Source organism: Halorubrum sp. CBA1229 (genome assembly GCF_003721435.2).
Taxonomy (GTDB): Archaea; Halobacteriota; Halobacteria; order Halobacteriales; family Haloferacaceae; genus Halorubrum.
Window position 1 is genome coordinate 144,177 of the sequence record NZ_CP054585.1, and the last position, 12,218, is coordinate 156,394.

12 protein-coding genes and 1 tRNA gene are annotated in these 12,218 nt (G+C 66.8%); 8 read left to right on the top strand and 5 right to left on the bottom strand.

The annotated features are described in order from the left end of the window. Positions 1 to 9: 9 nt before the first annotated feature. Positions 10 to 327, bottom strand: coding sequence for a hypothetical protein (locus tag Hrr1229_RS00775; RefSeq protein ID WP_123114653.1), 318 nt, complete (start codon positions 325 to 327; stop codon positions 10 to 12). A 149-nt stretch (positions 328 to 476) separates the two neighbouring features. Between Hrr1229_RS00775 and Hrr1229_RS00780 the strand changes: the two genes are divergently transcribed. Together Hrr1229_RS00780 and Hrr1229_RS00785 are read left to right on the top strand one after the other, a co-directional pair. Further along, complete coding sequence (locus Hrr1229_RS00780) at positions 477 to 1,556, top strand: NAD(P)/FAD-dependent oxidoreductase (protein ID WP_123114652.1); 1,080 nt, start codon at positions 477 to 479, stop codon at positions 1,554 to 1,556. Positions 1,557 to 1,648: 92 nt separating this feature from the next. Next, the gene (locus tag Hrr1229_RS00785; protein ID WP_123114651.1) at positions 1,649 to 2,419 is read left to right on the top strand and encodes an SDR family NAD(P)-dependent oxidoreductase; all 771 of its coding nucleotides are present in this window, start codon (positions 1,649 to 1,651) and stop codon (positions 2,417 to 2,419) included. Between the two features lie 297 nt (positions 2,420 to 2,716). On the opposite strand, the gene Hrr1229_RS00790 is transcribed toward Hrr1229_RS00785, so the two are convergent. After that, positions 2,717 to 2,787: transfer RNA gene (locus tag Hrr1229_RS00790), tRNA-Gly, on the bottom strand. A 195-nt stretch (positions 2,788 to 2,982) separates the two neighbouring features. Next, positions 2,983 to 3,567, bottom strand: a complete 585-nt coding sequence (locus Hrr1229_RS00795; RefSeq protein WP_123114650.1) for a hypothetical protein — start codon at positions 3,565 to 3,567, stop codon at positions 2,983 to 2,985. A 102-nt stretch (positions 3,568 to 3,669) separates the two neighbouring features. Here Hrr1229_RS00795 and Hrr1229_RS00800 point away from each other — a divergent pair, with 102 nt between their 5' ends. The 3 genes from Hrr1229_RS00800 to Hrr1229_RS00810 all read left to right on the top strand — a co-directional run bounded on the left by Hrr1229_RS00800 (position 3,670) and on the right by Hrr1229_RS00810 (position 6,084). Further along, a complete protein-coding gene (locus tag Hrr1229_RS00800) occupies positions 3,670 to 4,656 on the top strand; it encodes a hypothetical protein (protein ID WP_255212538.1) in 987 nt (328 codons plus the stop codon). A gap of 51 nt (positions 4,657 to 4,707) precedes the next feature. Next, positions 4,708 to 5,298 (top strand): SRPBCC domain-containing protein, encoded by a 591-nt coding sequence (locus tag Hrr1229_RS00805; protein WP_123114648.1) that lies wholly within the window; start codon positions 4,708 to 4,710, stop codon positions 5,296 to 5,298. Between the two features lie 126 nt (positions 5,299 to 5,424). Next, entirely contained in the window at positions 5,425 to 6,084 is a 660-nt protein-coding gene (locus tag Hrr1229_RS00810; RefSeq protein ID WP_123114647.1) for a flavin reductase family protein, read from the top strand. A gap of 6 nt (positions 6,085 to 6,090) precedes the next feature. On the opposite strand, the gene Hrr1229_RS00815 is transcribed toward Hrr1229_RS00810, so the two are convergent. Beyond that, positions 6,091 to 6,657: a hypothetical protein gene (locus tag Hrr1229_RS00815; protein WP_123114646.1), complete on the bottom strand. Its 567-nt coding sequence runs from the start codon at positions 6,655 to 6,657 to the stop codon at positions 6,091 to 6,093. Between the two features lie 170 nt (positions 6,658 to 6,827). On the opposite strand from Hrr1229_RS00815, the gene Hrr1229_RS00820 reads away from it, so the two are divergent. The 3 genes from Hrr1229_RS00820 (at position 6,828) to Hrr1229_RS00830 (ending at position 11,122) form a co-directional block, all read left to right on the top strand. Continuing rightward, positions 6,828 to 8,069 (top strand): ABC transporter substrate-binding protein, encoded by a 1,242-nt coding sequence (locus tag Hrr1229_RS00820; RefSeq protein ID WP_123114645.1) that lies wholly within the window; start codon positions 6,828 to 6,830, stop codon positions 8,067 to 8,069. A 150-nt stretch (positions 8,070 to 8,219) separates the two neighbouring features. Then, complete coding sequence (locus tag Hrr1229_RS00825) at positions 8,220 to 9,329, top strand: ABC transporter ATP-binding protein (RefSeq protein WP_123114644.1); 1,110 nt, start codon at positions 8,220 to 8,222, stop codon at positions 9,327 to 9,329. Continuing rightward, positions 9,326 to 11,122 (top strand): iron ABC transporter permease, encoded by a 1,797-nt coding sequence (locus Hrr1229_RS00830; RefSeq protein WP_123114643.1) that lies wholly within the window; start codon positions 9,326 to 9,328, stop codon positions 11,120 to 11,122. The genes Hrr1229_RS00825 and Hrr1229_RS00830 overlap by 4 nt, the downstream gene beginning before the upstream one ends. A 16-nt stretch (positions 11,123 to 11,138) precedes the next feature. On the opposite strand, the gene Hrr1229_RS00835 is transcribed toward Hrr1229_RS00830, so the two are convergent. Next, the gene (locus tag Hrr1229_RS00835; RefSeq protein WP_123114642.1) at positions 11,139 to 12,152 is read right to left on the bottom strand and encodes a 4,5-dihydroxyphthalate decarboxylase; all 1,014 of its coding nucleotides are present in this window, start codon (positions 12,150 to 12,152) and stop codon (positions 11,139 to 11,141) included. Positions 12,153 to 12,218: the final 66 nt, after the last annotated feature.

Here is a 12,218-nt window from a genome sequence, read left to right on the forward strand (position 1 = left end):
CGCCCCGGATCACGGCCAGAGTCCGAGGAGGAGCAGGACGTTCCGCGCGGCGGTCGCCAGCGAGAGGAGGCCGACGCCGGCGCACATCAGCGTCGCGACGAGCCGCCGGGTTCCCCCCGCGACGGCGACGGGGATCCCGATGACGACCATCCCGGCGGCCTTGGTGAGGAGCATCCCGGGGACGAGTCCGAAGGCCGCGATGAACGCGCCGCCGACGGGAGAGCCCTCGACGTACTGGCCGCCGCCGATCGCGACGTACGTGGAGGCCACGTCGGCGGCGACCCCGACGGCGAGGAGGGCGAGCGCGGCGGCGAGTCGCGATGGCACTGCCACACCGGAGGCGGTGAACCGTAATAAGCTTCCGGGGGACCCGCGGAACCGGGGGACGCGACCCCGGTACGCGCCGCCTCTCGGGGTGGCCGCGGACCGCGCACAGCACGATTCCATTTAAACCGATGCGTCGCGTACGATCGGTAATGAGTTCGTCCGACGACGAGTACGAGATCGCTGTGGTCGGCGGCGGGCCGGCCGGGTTGACGACCGCGCTGTACGGGGCCCGACTGGGCCACGAGACCGTGCTGATCGACCGCGGCGGCGGTCGCGCGGCGATGATGGCCGACACGCACAACGTGATCGGCGTCACCGAGGACGTCTCCGGCAACGAGTTCCTCGCGACCGGCCGCGAGCAGGTCCAGTCGTACGGCGGGACCTACGAGCGCGGCTTCGTCACCGACGCCGTCGAGACCGAGGACGGCCGCTTCCGGCTGACGACGAACGACGCCGAGTTCGTCGCGGACCGCGTCGTGTTCGCGACCGGCTTCTCCGACGAGCGCCCGGACCCGCCGCTCCCGCGGACGGGGAAGGGGCTCCACTACTGCCTCCACTGCGACGCCTACATGTTCGTCGACGAGCCGGTGTACGTGATGGGCCACGGCGAGGCGGCCGCCCACGTCGCGATGATCATGCTCAACGTGACCGACGACGTGGACCTGTTGACCCGCGGCGTTGAGCCGACGTGGAGCGAGGAGACGGCGGCCCAGCTTGAGGCGCACCCGGTGGACATCGTCCACGAGGACGTGGCGGGCGTCGAGAACGACCCCGACTCCGGCTGGCTGGCGGCGCTGGAGTTCGAGGACGGCACCCGCCGCGAGTACCGCGGCGGCTTCCCGATGTACGGCTCCGACTACAACACCGCCTTGGCCGAGGGGCTCGGCTGCGACCTCACCGAGAGCGGCGAGGTCGACGTCGACAACCACGGGCGCACCAGCGTCGACGGCGTGTACGCGGTCGGCGACCTCACACCGGGCCACAACCAGGTACCCGTCGCGATGGGCCAGGGCGCGAAGGCCGGGCTCGCGATCCACAAGGAGATCCGCGAGTTCCCGCGCCCGACCGAGGAGATCGCCCGCGACGGCGCCGTCGACGCCGACGAGGTGCCCGCCATCTCCCCCGAGCTCATGGCGACGGCGGTCGCCCACGAGGGCCACGCCGGCGGCCCGCGAGAGGAGGCGAACCGCCGGGGCGAGCCCGAGGCGCCCGCGGCCGACGACGACTGAGCCGAGACGGATCGAGGTCCGGGACGGGTCGACACCCGCTCCGAGGACCGCGATACCGGCCGTTTTTTGATCCGCTGTGTTCGACTGTCGGTATGGGAACGATCGACGCGGACTTCACCGGGGAGACGGTCGTGGTCACGGGCGGGTCGAGCGGGATCGGCCGCGCGGTCGCGACGGGATTCGGCGACGCCGGCGCGACCGTGATCAACGCCGACGTCCGGGCGGCGCCGAAGGACGTCGACGCCGAGACGCCCACGCACGAGGCGATCGAGGAGCGCGGCGGGACCGCCGCGTTCGTCGAGACCGACGTCTCCGAGCCGACGCAGATCGAGTCGGTCATCGAGGCGGCCCGCGAGTTCGGCGGGGTCGACGTGATGGTGAACAACGCGGGCGTCCACCGCAGCCTCGCGTTCCTCGACGTCGCCCCGGAGGACTTCGATTTTGTCCACGGCGTCAACCTCAGGGGCGCGTTCTTCGGCACGCAGCTGGCCGCCAAGGACATGATCGACCGCGGCGTCGAGGGGGCGATCGTGAACACGTCGTCGACGACGGCCGAACGCGCGGAACCGAACCACTCCCACTACGCGGCGACGAAGGGGGGCATCCAGATGCTCACGCGAAGCGCGGCGCTCGAACTCGACGAGCACGGGATCCGGGTGAACGCGGTCGCGCCGGGACCGATCGCCACCGAGATTCGAGAGGGATGGGCCGAGGAGGCGCGCGACATCGACGCCGGCGGCGGGCTCCCGTCTCGCGCCGGCAGGCCCGCCGACCTCCCCGGCGCGTACCTCTACCTCGCCTCCGAGGACGCGAGCTACGTGACCGGTGAGACGGTGTGGGTCGACGGCGGGGCGAGTCTGTAGGGGGCGACTGTAGTATTTAAACCCCTCTCGGCGATTCCTCTCACTTCGTTCGAGAAATGCGCCGGTCGGGACTCCCGCGAGCGAACGGCGTGAGCGAGCGAGTGTACGGGCGGCGCACTCCCTGCAGTCGTGCGCCGCCCGGGATTTGAACCGGAATCAGACGTGCTCGCTCGCTGCGCGCGACTGATAGGGTTCAAATCCCGCTCTGTATTTTCCGAGCGAAGCGAGAAAAATCGCCGGCCGGGACTCCCGCGAGCGCAGCGAGCGGGAGGTCGGCCGGCGCACGACCGTAGGGAGTGCGCCGGCCGGGATTTGAACCCGGGCCATGAGCTTGGAAGGCTCAGGTCCTACCACTAGACCACCGGCGCGCATGGGTGCGTCCGTCGCTGACGCATCTACACGTAGGCCGAACGGTTCTGATAAACGTTCCGTGTCTCGACGACGAGGAGACGATCGCCGCCGAACGCGGCGCCTGTCGGCGCGAGAGGGTATCTCGTTGGGTGTTCGGGGAGAAGTCGGGACCGGTGCCAAGAGAAGGTAAGAGCGGTGCCGAGAGCGGCGGCCTAGACGATAGTGAACTGGTTGGTGACCGTGGTCTCGAGGTCGATCTCCTCGCCGCCCTCGATGTGGACCTCGTACTCGTAGTCGCCCGGGTCGGTGTCCTCGTCGGTCACGATCTTCGAGCCCCACGTCGCGCGGTCCCAGGCCTCGTGGGCGCCTTCCCAGTTGAGTTCGAGCGGGCCGTAGTCCGCGTCGGGGAATTCGACGACGACCGAGTCGATCGCGTCGGCGCCCAGCGGGTCGCCCGTCTCGGGGTCGAAGATGCCGACGTGGAGACCGACCTCCATCCCGGCCGAGAACCGCCCGATGCTGGCGCAGTCCTCGCCCTCGCCGTCACCGCCCGATTCGTTGCCCGACGTCCCGTTGGTCGTGTTGCCGGTCGTCGTCGTCTCGTTGGTGACGGTCGGCTCGCCGTCGTCGGGCTCGACGCCGGGGTCGGTGATGTACGTGCAACCCGCGAGACTGACCGAGGCCCAAGTGGCCGCACCCGCCGCGACCAGACGGCGACGTGACACCGGTGAGTCGGCCGCCTCCGACGACTCGGTGGAGGTCTTGTCGGTCGGCTCCGAAGACTGGTCTCGATTCATACTGGCACATTATCACCGGACACTATATAAATGCAAACACCGGTTACTAGCTTCGCGAGAACCGGGGGGATATTTATATATTGCCGTTAAGACAATCCGAGTATGGTATCCGACAGACGGCAGGCTAGCAAGGCCGACTCACAGCAGACGAGTGCCAGCGATTCAGGGACGGCGTCGACGACGCGTCGGCGGCTGTTAGCCACCGGCGCGGCGACGTGGGCGACGGTCGGGCTGGCCGGTTGTATGGGCGGCGACGACGGCGGTGACGGGTCCGACGGCGAGGACGGCTCCGCCGACGCACAGAACTTCGTCGTAACTGCCGAGACCGGCGCGGGATCCGAAGGCGTACCCGAAACCGCGGGCTTCATTTCGGCGTGTTCGGCGAGTCGGCGCTTCGTGCCGGGGATGCAGGTCGTCTTCTACGTGGGCATCTTCGACCCCGAGACGGGCGAGCAGCTCACCGACGAGGACCTCGGCAGCGTGGTCGTCAACGTCGAAGGGGTCCAGGAAGTCGAACTGGGTTGGGCCGGCGACGACGAGGAGAACCCGGCCGACGAGTGGGGCGGCTCGTTCGTCCTGCCGGGGGACATCGAGACCGGTTCGTACTCGTACACGGTCGAGGTCAGCAACGGCGACGACAACTACCAGACGGTGGGTATCCTCGAGGACTCCTTCGAGGTCATCGAGCAGTCGAACCCGACCAACTACGTCGTCACGACCGAGACGTGGTGGAACAACCAGTCGCCCGAGGGGACGAACTTCGTCGGGAGCTGCGCCCCCGAGCGCCAGTTCACCCAAGACATGGACGTCACGTTCGTCATCGGCGTCTACGACGGCTCGAGCGGCGAGATCGTCGGCAGCGACACCCTCGACTCCGTGACGATCGAATCGACCGATGGCGCGTTCGACCCGATCGAGCTGTCGTGGAACGAGGGCGGCGAGGACTCCGAACCGCAGTGGTCCGGCACGCTTGATACCGCGGATCTGTCGCCTGCGGCCTACGGCTACGAGGTCGTCGTCACCAACGGCGACGCCAACTACTACAACGTCGGTATCGCGTCGAACCAGTTCACGATCATCGAACTGTAAGGCCGCCGCCGACGCGGTTCCGGAACCGGTTTTTATACCGAACACACAGTCATGAACCACAACAACACGCAGTCATCCGGCGGGAACGCTACCGAATCGGCAGACGCGGCGTCAGCCGACGCGGAGCCAGTCGACGCGGACGAACACGGCGAGGGCGGCGCGGAGATCGACGCCGAGGCGGCCGACGGGACGCTGCGGTTTTCGGACTCGGTCGCCGTCGAGACGACTCCCGAGCAGCTCTGGTCCACGATCTCGGACCCGGCGACGCTGACCGAGTGCGTGCCGGGCGCGGAGTCGATCGAGCGCGTCTCCGAGCGGAAGTACACCGTCGAGATCACGCGGGGGGTGAGCCACCTCACCGTCTCGCTGTCGGGGGAGGCCGAGTTCGTCGAGATGAACCCGCCCGACACCGTGGTGACGAGCGCCACGGCCTTCGACTCGAAGACGGGGAGCGACTTCGACATCCTCGCAGGGATGGAGATCCAGCCGACCGACGACGGGGGGGCCGAGCTTGCCTACACCGCCGAGGTGTCGATCAGCGGCGGGGTCGGGACGATGAGCCCGCGGATCCTCCGGCCGATCGTCAACCGCGACATCGAGACCTACTTCGGGAACGTCAAATCGGCCGTCGAAGGCGAGTAGCGGCCGCTCGTCGCGGTTTCGGCGGCCCGTCGCGAGCGGTCGACCGTCACTCGCGGTCCCGACCGCCGCCGTCCGTGTCGGACCGTTTGGCAGACGTATTTGTATCCGCAAATGAATGGACACCTAATGGCAACCGATCCGACCGACGCGTTCGACGAGATCTCCGAGTACGATTCGACCGCCCTCTTCAAGCCGAAGGTAGTGGCGTTGGTCGTCTCCGAGGGCGAGGAGCGGGGCCCGAACCTCATGACCGCTTCGTGGTGGATGTTGGCCGGTTACAACCCGTTTCGCTATCTCCTCGCCGTGAGCCACAAGACGCTGACCCACGAGCTCATCGAGGAGAGCCAAGAGTTCGTGTTGGCCTCGCCCTCGACGGAGATGATCGACGCGCTGACGCTGTCGGGCATGGTCAGCGGTCGAGACATCGACAAGATCGAACACCTAGACATGGAGACGGTGCCGGGGCAGTCGGTCGACGTGCCGCTGTTGGCCGACGCCGCCGGTAATATCGAGTGTTCGGTGATGGAGTCGTTCGAGTTCATGGACTGCACCTACTACTTCGGCGAGGTCGAACACGCCTACGTCACCCCCGGTGGAATGGACGGCCGGCTCCTGTCGCCGGACGCCGACGTGCTGGCCTACATGGGCAGCGACTGGGGCGAAGAGGAGACCAAGACCAAGTACCGCTACTACGCCGACATCACCGCCGACTCGATCAAGCGGTTCCCCGGCGACGAGGTCGTCGACTCCCTGCCGCCCGAGCTCCAAGCGCAGTTCGACGATTGAGGCGGCTCACCACAGCGCCGTCGACCGCTGGATGACGAAGTGCGGCTCGTCGGCGTCCTCGTCGCCGAAGAGGAACGAGAGGAACGACAGCGAGTACCGGTGGCCCGCGATGTCGATGGCGTGTCCGTCGGCGGCGTCGAACCGGTCGGCGTAGCGCGCGATGGTGTCGCGATGGACTTGGAGGCCGTACTGCCGCCGAAGTGTTCGCTCGCAAGCGGTCGGCGACTCGTCGGCGGCGTGGAACAGACAGAGGTCGACGACCGGCTTGGCGTAGGCACAGCCCTCGTAGAACAGCGCCGAGAGGTCGCCCTGAAACGACCGCCCGCAGTCGAGACACTCGTACTGCTGGACGTCGACGCCGACATCTTCGATCCCCTCGGCGGTGACCAACCGCGCGATCGTCTTCGGCTCGTTCTGATAGCCGTTCTTCCGCCGGTCGTCCGACCCGCAGTTCGGACAGGGCCGCGGCTCGCCCCGGCGCTCGTCGGCGACCTGCCGGAGCTCCTCGTGGATCGCGTTGACGAACAGCGGGGAGACGACCGGATCGAACGACTTCTCGTCTGGGCCTCGCATACGGTCCCGTTGGCCCCCGTCGGTATGAAGCTCACGTTATTATTCGATGTTCAAAATCACGTTATTAAGCAAACTATCGTCCCCCAATACCACGTTATCGTTCGTATCCAGAAGGTCAGGAAGTAGAAAAACACGGAAGCAATTTATATATCGGTGATCGAACTGGATCCATGCGCAACGAGAGGTCCGCCAGCGGGACGCTGGACGAGGAGAGAGACGGAACGCAGTCGGGTCACCACCGGTCGGCCTCTCGCCGGACGTTCCTCACCGCCGGGGCCGCGGTGTCGGCCGCGGCGGTCGCCGGCTGTCTCGGCGGGGGCGAAGCCGAATCGGCGGAAGGGCCGGAGCCGCCGTGGACGACAGAAGAGCTGGCCGAACAGGTCGACGACGGCGCGACGATCAACGTCTACGCCTCGACCGGCGCGGATCAGGAGTGGTACGACCTCGTCGACGTGATCAACGACGAATTCGGGACCTCCATCGAACCGAGCGTCTTCGCCACTAACGGCAACGACCTGACCCAGCGCTTCGTGCAGGAGCGGCAGGCCGGAAACGACACGGCCGACGTGTTGAGCAGCCCGACCGGCATCGACGACGACATGCTGGTCACGGCTCGCGAGGAGAGCAAGGAGGCCGCCCTCGACATCGGACGGAAGTACTTCGAGTGGGACCTCGACCAGAAGTTCTGGTTCAACGACGTGCTCGAGGACGTCCAGCAGTACCCCTTCTACGTCACCGGCTACAACGGCGGTCCCGGGCTGACGATGCCGATTAACGAGGACGTGTTCGCCGACCGGGGACTGGACGTGCCGAGCACCTACAACGACCTCCTCGACGACCAGTACGAGGGGATGGAGGTCGCGATATCGAGCGCCTATATCGCCTCCGACATGGTCGGCTGGATCGTTAGACACAACGCCGCAGAGACGGAGCTGACCGAGACGGAGTGGGCACAGCAGCTTCGGGACCACCTCAGCTACACGGGCGTCAGTTCACACACGGCCGGAACGCGGGAGGTCCGCGACGGCAACGTCCCGCTGATGCTCTACAACTGGCCGACGGTGATCGCACCGTTCACCGGTGAGGACTCCCCGCTGACCGGGATCTTCCCCGAGGACGTCCCCGCCTTCATGAACGGCAGTCCGATCGCCATCAACAAGGAGGCCCCGAACCCGTGGGTCGCGCGGTTCTTCCTCAGCGCAACGCTCGAAGAGTCGGTCCAGCGCCGGATGATAAACGACGTCGAACGACAGATCCCCTGCCGGCTGGACCTCGACTACTCGGCCCAGGACCCCGATCCCTACACGGAAAAGCGGTTGAACTCCGACTACGAGGCGGTCGAGTTCTGGGACGAGTGGCGGAACTCCACGGTCGGCCAAAAAGTGAAGGACGCCGGTGCGTTCGATATCTAACGTCGTGGCGTTCCCCACGGGGGCTCCCCCGTCCCGCCAGACGCGGCGTCCGACCGACGAAACACGGCATCCGCTTCACACGACACGGCACCCACTCCACGCAACACGGCACCCGCCCCACGCAACACGGCACCCGCCCCACACAACACCATGACGACCGAACCACAGTTGTCGGTACGCGGGATCACGAAGCGGTTCGGGAGCGCGTTCGAACTCTCGGCGACCGACCTGACGGTCGGCGACGACGAGATCGTCGCCCTGCTCGGTCCCTCGGGCTGTGGCAAGACGACGATACTCCGGTGTATCGCCGGCGTCGAGACCCCCGACAGCGGCAGCGTCGAGATCGGCGGCCGGGTGGTCGACTCGCCCGAGGTCTCGGCGCCGCCGGAGGAGCGCAACGTCGGGATGGTGTACCAGAACTACGCGATCTGGCCCCACAAGACCGTCTACGAGAACGTCGTCTTCCCGCTCGAACACGCCTCTCACGGAATTCCGGAGTCGGAGTACGACGAGCGCGTCGCGGAGATGCTCGAGCTGATGGAGATCCCGGAGCTGGCCGACAAACCGGCGACCGATCTCAGCGGCGGCCAGCAGCAGCGGACGGCGCTGGCCCGCGCGCTCGTCTACGAGCCGGATCTCCTGTTGATGGACGAGCCGCTGAGCAACCTCGACAGGGAGCTGCGCAAACAGATGCGCTACGAGCTACAGCGGCTCCAGCACGAACTCAGCGTGAGCATCCTGTACGTGACCCACGACCAGGAGGAGGCGTTCTACCTGGCCGACCGGGTGATCATCCTCCACGAGGGCCGGGTGGTCGAGCGCGGCAGCCCCGAGGAGCTCTACGAGTCGCCGAAATCGGCGTTCACGCGCCGGTTTATCGGCGCTCGCAACCCGTTCAACGGTCGGATCGAGGTCGATGGCTCCGGCGGCCGAATCCTCACTACCGACTTCCTCGACGTGGAGCTGACGTCGACCAACTACATGTCCAACGGGGAGGGTCCGGGCGAGGTGTCCTGTTTCCTCCGCCCGGAGGACGTCAGTATCTGCGAGAACGGCGACAGTCCGGGGCGGGTCGCCCTCCAGGGAACGGTCGTCGCCGAGGGAATTCTCGGCGACCGCTACGAGGTGACGGTGGGATTCGACGACACTGACACCGAGCTCACCGTCCACTGCGGGGAGTATCGAAACCTCTCGCGGGGCGATCGGCTGGACCTCCGGGTCGACCCGGCGGCGATACAGGTGTACAGGAACGAGACATGAGCTCGAAGCGCTCGCCCGCCGAGGCGGTGGCGGCTCGCCTCGGCTCGCTTCCGGACCGCCTCGGCGCCTACTGGGCCGGGCGAGAGCTGCCGAAGCGGCTGGTGCTCGGCGGGATCGTCCTCGTCGTTGCGCTGCTGACGGTGGTCCCGCTGGTGTTCCTGCTGTGGACCAGCGTCTGGTCCGGCTACCCGGGCGAGTTCGCCGGGGAGCTGACCCTCGACAACTTCGCGGCGGTCTACCTCGGTGACTTCTTCCCGATCGTCGAACTGGTGATCAACTCGCTGACGATCGCCGTCGGGATGACCGCGACGGGGATGGCGTTCGGACTCGGTGCCGCGTGGCTGTTCGTCCGGACGGACCTCCCGACGAAAGGCGAGATGGAGCTGGTGCTGTTGTCCTGTCAGGCGATCCCGGGCTACGTGTACGCGATAATGTACGTGACGACCTACGGCTCGGACAACGGGCTCGTCACGGCCGCGATCGAGGCGACACTCGGCATCGAACAGCTCCCGATCGACATCTACAGCCCGTGGGGGATCGCCTTCATCGCGGGGATCAACGTCGTGCCGACGTTCTACCTCCTGACGGTGCCCGCGCTGCAGAACATGGACCCGATGCTCGAGGAGGTGAGCCGGATCCACGGGGCGAGTATGCTCGCGACGATCCGGTCGATCAGCTTCCCGCTCATCAAGCCCGCGATCCTCTCGGCGACGATCGTCATCTTCCTCTACGGGCTCGGCGAGTTCGCCGTCGTCTCCATTCTCGGGACGAAAAACGGCTTCGACGTGTTCTCGACGGCGATCCTCTCGGCGATCAACGGCCGGTTCCCGCCCGGATACGGCGAGGCCGCCGCCCTGTCGTGTCTGCTGTTGGTCGTGATGTTGGTCTTCGTCTGGTACTACCGACAGGTGACCGCGCGCAAGGAGTCGTTCATGACGTTCACGGGGCGTCGACACCGGAGCCACGTGTGGAGCCTGGGCCGCTGGCGGTGGCCGCTGGCGCTCGCGCTCTGGGGCGGCCTGTTTTTCATCTGGGTGTTCCCGATCCTCGTGTTGCTCGTGGTGTCGGTCCACGAGACGTGGTACGGGCGGCTGGACCCCGCGGCGCTGACGTTGGACAACTACTACCTGGCGGTCACCGACCCGAACATCCAACAGGCGTTCACCAACAGCCTGCTGGTTGCCGTCGGCGGAGCGACGCTCGGCACGGTGCTGGTCGTCGGGACGGCGTACTACACCGAACGGACCGACGGCCGGCTCCGCGGCGTCGTCGACTTCCTGACGCTGACCCCGCTCGCGGTGCCGGGGATCATCATCGGCGCGGGGCTGCTGTTCACGTTCCTGTGGGTCGGCAACGTCCACCCGGTGGTCGACCTCTACGGAACGCTGGCGATCATCATCGTCGGCTGCGTCGTCGTCTTCCTGCCGGTCTCCTCGCGGATCGCCGTCGGGAACATCGTCCAGATCCACTCGGACCTCGAGGAGGCCGCCCGGATCTCCGGAGCGACGTGGCTCGGGCAGATGCGGGAGATATTCCTGCCGCTGTTCAAGAACACGACGGTCGTTATCTGGTTTTTCCTCGCGATGCACGTCATCCAGCTGCTGTCGATCCCGCTTATCACCTACACCTCCGATACCGTCGTCATTCCCGTCCGGCTCTACCAGCTGTACATGTACGAACCGGGTATCGCGCTCGTGGCCGCGATCTCCTCGATCTTCATCCTGCTGACGGTCGGCTCGCTGCTCGGCCTGCGGCGGGTGGGAGTCACGTTCTACGAACTCGGCGAGCGCTGAGCCGCCCGCGGCCTATTTATAAAGTGGACTCGACGAACAGGCGCTCGAGCGGGTACGGCTCGGGGATGAGACCGTGGTCGGCGGCGTACCGCTGGAGCGTCGAGAGGGCGGTCCGATTCCCGTCGGTGAGGCCGTACTCCCACGGGTTCTCGCCCAGCACCTCCCGTTGGTGTTCGACGTACTGGTTCGCCCACGCGAGGGGAGTCCACCGGGGCGCCATCAGTCGGTCCATACAGGTCTCTAGCGACCGTTCGAAGGCCTCGTACAGCTTGTTCGCGGCCCACGGGTACCGATCGAGGACCTCGTCGCTGAGGACGACGGTGTGCATCGGCGGGAAGATCCCCGTCTCTCGGAAGTAGTCGGCCTCGACGGCCCGGGAGTCCTCGACCACCCGTTCGAGCTCGACGTCCGTCGGCCGCCGTTTCTCCCGACGCAGCTGGTCGTGTCGCCCGCCGGTGTAGCGGCCGTCGAGCGGGGCCGTGGCGAAGGCGGCGTCGATCTCGCCGGCGGCGAGCATCGCCGCGAGCGCGGAGGTCGCGCTCCCCTCCCGGTGATCGTGGACGACGTCGAACCGCTCGGGAACGTCGACGGGGACGATGTCGCCCTCGGACTTCGTCGTGTGCCACGTGATCGTCTCGAGGTCGACGCCGTAGCGCTCGCCGACGATCCCGCGCTGCCAGACCGCGGTCGTCGTCTGCCAGTGAATCAGGCCGACGTCTTTGTGCTCTAGCTCCGAGAGGCCGAACTCGTCGTCGGCGCGCCGGTAGATGAACGCGTGACGGAATTTCCGATAGGGGAACACCGGAATCGCGGTGAAGGGGTGGTTCCCCTCGTGGGCCCGCGACGCGAGGTACGACCCCAGCGACAGCTCGCAGGCGTCGAACTCCCCGTGGCGGACCATCCGTTCGAACCGCTCGGGGTTGTGGTAGTCGACCAGGTGGAGGTCGATCCCCTCCGGTTCGATCTCACCGGTCCACAGCGGGCGCGTCCAGTCGTAGTTCGTACACGCGAGGGTGAGGTCGATCGTCATCGTGTGGCTCGTAGGAGGACGTGCGAAACCTCGTTCGGTAAACCTGTCGGTCAGTGGAAATCCGAC

What these genes read in the sequence shown, in the direction of transcription:
- Hrr1229_RS00780 (WP_123114652.1), top strand. Translation starts at nt 477, where the DNA reads ATGAGTTCGTCCGACGACGAGTACGAGATCGCTGTGGTCGGCGGCGGG.
- Hrr1229_RS00785 (WP_123114651.1), top strand. Translation starts at nt 1,649, where the DNA reads ATGGGAACGATCGACGCGGACTTCACCGGGGAGACGGTCGTGGTCACG.
- Hrr1229_RS00795 (WP_123114650.1), bottom strand. Translation starts at nt 3,567, where the DNA reads ATGAATCGAGACCAGTCTTCGGAGCCGACCGACAAGACCTCCACCGAG.
- Hrr1229_RS00800 (WP_255212538.1), top strand. Translation starts at nt 3,670, where the DNA reads ATGGTATCCGACAGACGGCAGGCTAGCAAGGCCGACTCACAGCAGACG.
- Hrr1229_RS00805 (WP_123114648.1), top strand. Translation starts at nt 4,708, where the DNA reads ATGAACCACAACAACACGCAGTCATCCGGCGGGAACGCTACCGAATCG.
- Hrr1229_RS00810 (WP_123114647.1), top strand. Translation starts at nt 5,425, where the DNA reads ATGGCAACCGATCCGACCGACGCGTTCGACGAGATCTCCGAGTACGAT.
- Hrr1229_RS00815 (WP_123114646.1), bottom strand. Translation starts at nt 6,657, where the DNA reads ATGCGAGGCCCAGACGAGAAGTCGTTCGATCCGGTCGTCTCCCCGCTG.
- Hrr1229_RS00820 (WP_123114645.1), top strand. Translation starts at nt 6,828, where the DNA reads ATGCGCAACGAGAGGTCCGCCAGCGGGACGCTGGACGAGGAGAGAGAC.
- Hrr1229_RS00825 (WP_123114644.1), top strand. Translation starts at nt 8,220, where the DNA reads ATGACGACCGAACCACAGTTGTCGGTACGCGGGATCACGAAGCGGTTC.
- Hrr1229_RS00830 (WP_123114643.1), top strand. Translation starts at nt 9,326, where the DNA reads ATGAGCTCGAAGCGCTCGCCCGCCGAGGCGGTGGCGGCTCGCCTCGGC.
- Hrr1229_RS00835 (WP_123114642.1), bottom strand. Translation starts at nt 12,152, where the DNA reads ATGACGATCGACCTCACCCTCGCGTGTACGAACTACGACTGGACGCGC.